This is a genomic window from Mesorhizobium sp. M7A.F.Ca.CA.003.01.2.1, assembly GCF_003998945.1.
In the GTDB taxonomy this organism is placed as follows: domain Bacteria; phylum Pseudomonadota; class Alphaproteobacteria; order Rhizobiales; family Rhizobiaceae; genus Mesorhizobium; species Mesorhizobium ciceri.
Genome location: NZ_RZRA01000632.1, coordinates 1 through 3,411 on the forward strand (window position 1 = coordinate 1; position 3,411 = coordinate 3,411).

Sequence of the window (3,411 nt, forward strand, 5' to 3'; positions counted from 1 at the left end):
GGCCTGATATGAGCCGATGATGCCCATGATGTCGGATTCCTTCATGATCAGAAGGTCTTCGCCATTGAGCTTGACTTCCGTGCCCGACCACTTGCTGAACAGGATGCGGTCGCCGGCCTTGACGTCCAGCGGGACCAGCTTGCCAGCTTCGTCACGAGCGCCGAAGCCGACAGCGATGATCTCGCCTTCCTGCGGCTTTTCCTTTGCCGTGTCGGGGATGATGATCCCGCCAGCGGTCTTGGATTCGGATTCGACCCGGCGAACGACCACGCGGTCATGCAGCGGGCGGAACTTCGACTTTGCCATTTTCGGATTTTTCCCTGGTGCGCTGTTGAGGGGTTTTTGTTAGCACTCGCGATGGACGAGTGCTAACGCGATAGTGAGGTAGGCTGTAAGCGGGCACTCGTCAAGACGGACGAGGGCAGGCGAGGAGCTCTGGCCCCCTCCCCGGTGGAACCCAACGCATACGCGGCATCCGCGTTGATGGCTGCGAGCCCCACATTTCCATTGAATTCGGCGTCATGACGCCAACTTGCTCGCGCCGCTTCCAAGTCGTCAGTCGTGCTGCCGTCAGCACGAACATAGGGCTGCGCTTCACTTCCCGTCGAAGCCGCGGCAAGCAGCGTCGCCGTCAGCACGCTCCTTTGCAGATGCTTGCCAAAGGTGGACAGTGAGCGCACCTGCGCCGGGCTGTTGGTGCGAACGTAAGACGTCATTGACAACTCCTTTTTGCAAGTCGAGCCCCTTCTCCACCTTCGGCCGCCGTCGACGCGAAGAAGTCCGCATCGCGTTGAAGACGAGCTGCGAAAAAGAGAAAGATGTGTTTGATGGCTGCGGCCCCAACGGTGCCTTCAGATTTGAGATCACTTCCGCCGCGAGCGGCTGAAGCTCCTCGCAACGTCAAATCGAATCTGCTGCCAAGCCTCCAGGAAAGGAGAGCATTGCTCATCTCGCGCTTGTGCATGCAGTCAACCTTCGATCCGTGTTGCCACATCAAGAGCAAATGCCGTGCCAAAGCTCACTGGGAAGTGAACGCATGGCTCTCCCTGAAAACCTCACAAATCCAGCATGGTCAATTGTGCGGAACCCGACATGCGTCTTCTGCCACTGTCAGCTTTCGGACAGGCATGACGCGTTTCGCGCCGACCACCGGTCGATCGGTTTTGGGGCCGGTCTGTTCGCCTCATAAGAGCGCGTTACATTGCGTAGCGGTTTCCCGAGCGCCGCCACATGACACTGGACCTGCAGGTAGCACCGGCTTCTCATCCAGCCTTACTTTGGCCCCCTCGCGTATCAAATTCCCGCTGGCGAGCCCTGCTTTCATAGATCGCACCATGCCGGATGTCTGCTCTGGCGCCCGACCCGCTGGCACGATCTCGATCCGGCATAAGGGCGCAGCATCTTTGCAGGCCGTTTCATCCCGGCGTCCTGCTTGGCTGACAGACCGCACTTGGCGAGCGGTCTCCATGCTCTCTCCAAGGACCATCCCTGCGGCTGGCTTGTCGACCTATGGGCGGGTCCGGCCGCCCGAAACCCTCGCGCCATCAGCTTTTTTCCCCGCCGCCTGCGGCGGCTTCCTCGCGCCGCTTCGCTCACAAAAAAGCTGCCCGCTCGGGTCCTTCACTGTCGCTGCGGCCCTGTCGGATTCAGGCGGTCCTGACGCGCCCATTACGGTGCGCCATCGCAGGGGATGGTCCCCGGCGAAACCACAAAAGGAGACTTCGAAATGACCGCGATCGGTTACGTCAACAAGCAGGAAAACGGCGCCTACAAGGGCCAGTTCAAGACGCTCAGCGTCCGCGCCGACATCGATATCGTCCCCAACCAGGCCAAGAGCGCCGATAACCATCCCGACTTCCGGGTGCTTACGCAAGGGGTCGAAGTCGGCGCTGGCTGGATCCGCACCGGCGAGACTTCCGGCAAGGATTATGTGAGCCTGTCGATTGCAGCGCCGGAGTTCGGACCGCGCAAGCTCTACGCCAATCTCGGCCGAGCCGCCGGCCAGGACGATCACGACACCTACGCCATCATCTGGAACCCGGCCGACTGACCGGCCGAGATAAGAGCCTCGCGCCGCAGCCCCGGCGCGGGGCTCATTCCCAGGAGTTCCACCCAAACCCCGTCCGCCCTAAAGGGCGGCGAAAACTCTCCCCCGACTCTTCGCCCGTCCCCGAGACGATCTCCCTCGCCCATCCTCGCCCTCGCTTGTCCGAAGCGAAACGAGGATCATCATGGACGACGAAAACGAACGCGCGGCCCGCGCGAAAAAGGGCAGCCCGTTTCTCAGCACAGCCCAAGCCGCCTTCTATATCGGGCTCTCCCAGCGCACGCTCGAAAAGATGCGGCTCAAGGGCGGCGGCCCGAAATTCCGCAAGCACGGCCGCTATGTCCGCTATCACATCGACGAACTCGACCATTGGTCGAAAGGACACCCGCAGCACTCCATCGCCGGCGATGGCAAGGCCGGTTCCGGCCAGGGCGGCACGGGAGGCCGTTCATGAGGCGGCGCCCTTCCATCCATCTGATCGGCAGCCGCCTGAGGCGTGTTCGAGCCCGTAAGACGGTCGCCTTGGCCGCGGCCGGTCTCGGTCTTTTGGGCTTCACGGCGCTGGGAAAGCCCGCCCCTTGGCTGGTCTGGAACGCCTCGGCCAGCGCGCCGATCGGCCTTTACCGCATCGCTGCGGGAGCGCTGGCGCGTGGCGATCTCGTGCTCGTGCGCCCGCCTGAATACGCGGCGTATCTCGCCGCCGAGCGCAGCTATCTGCCTCGCAATGTGCCGCTGGCAAAACGTCTTGCAGCGCTGCCGGACGATAATGTCTGCGCCTTCAATGACGCCATCATCATCGGCGGCGACATCGTCGCGCGCCGGCTCAAAATCGACGCCGAAGGCCGACCTTTGCCATGGTGGAACGGCTGCCGAGCGCTCGGGGATAACGAGGTTTTCCTGCTCGGCAGCGACAAAAACCGCTCCTTCGACAGCCGCTATTTCGGGCCTGTTCCCACTCAAAATGTCATCGGGAGGCTCGTACCACTATGGACCGAGTGACCCTCCTCTTGTTGGGCATGATCGCCATTGCGCCATGCGCCTGTTCCGCCTCGACCGGCGCTGAGCCGGTCGCCATCTCCCAAAGTCCGCAGCTGCGAAAGTGGCAGACGTTGGTATCGGAAGCAAGCCGGCGCTTCCATATTCCCCAAGCCTGGATCTATGCCGTCATGGCTGCCGAAAGCGGCGGCAAGACAATGCGCGGCGGCCGCCCCATCACCTCCCCCGCTGGCGCCATGGGCCTCATGCAGGTGATGCCCGGCACCTATGAAGAGATGCGGGTCGAACACGGCCTTGGGCCTAACCCCCACGATCCGCGCGACAATATCCTGGCCGGCACGGCCTATCTCAGTGCCATGCATGACCGC

General features: G+C 62.4%; 5 protein-coding genes. 4 read left to right on the top strand and 1 reads right to left on the bottom strand.

The window, feature by feature from the left end; all coding sequences use genetic code 11:
• On the bottom strand, positions 1-306 hold a 306-nt coding region (gene groES, locus EN969_RS22605), incomplete at its 3' end, for a co-chaperone GroES (RefSeq protein ID WP_127419406.1).
• A 1,420-nt stretch (positions 307-1,726) separates the two neighbouring features.
• Here groES and EN969_RS22610 point away from each other — a divergent pair.
• The 4 genes from EN969_RS22610 to EN969_RS22625 form a co-directional block, all read left to right on the top strand.
• Complete coding sequence (locus EN969_RS22610; RefSeq protein WP_024505644.1) at positions 1,727-2,050, top strand: DUF736 domain-containing protein; 324 nt, start codon at positions 1,727-1,729, stop codon at positions 2,048-2,050.
• A gap of 181 nt (positions 2,051-2,231) precedes the next feature.
• Positions 2,232-2,501 (top strand): helix-turn-helix domain-containing protein, encoded by a 270-nt coding sequence (locus EN969_RS22615; RefSeq protein WP_024505645.1) that lies wholly within the window; start codon positions 2,232-2,234, stop codon positions 2,499-2,501.
• Positions 2,498-3,046, top strand: a complete 549-nt coding sequence (locus EN969_RS22620) for a S26 family signal peptidase (RefSeq protein ID WP_024505646.1) — start codon at positions 2,498-2,500, stop codon at positions 3,044-3,046. Before EN969_RS22615 ends, EN969_RS22620 begins: the two co-directional genes overlap by 4 nt.
• Positions 3,034-3,411: transglycosylase SLT domain-containing protein (locus EN969_RS22625; RefSeq protein WP_164758425.1), on the top strand; the 378-nt coding region annotated here is incomplete at its 3' end. The genes EN969_RS22620 and EN969_RS22625, both read left to right, overlap by 13 nt.

Coding starts and splice junctions, on each gene's coding strand:
- EN969_RS22610 (WP_024505644.1), top strand. CDS start 1,727: ATGACCGCGATCGGTTACGTCAACAAGCAGGAAAACGGCGCCTACAAG.
- EN969_RS22615 (WP_024505645.1), top strand. CDS start 2,232: ATGGACGACGAAAACGAACGCGCGGCCCGCGCGAAAAAGGGCAGCCCG.
- EN969_RS22620 (WP_024505646.1), top strand. CDS start 2,498: ATGAGGCGGCGCCCTTCCATCCATCTGATCGGCAGCCGCCTGAGGCGT.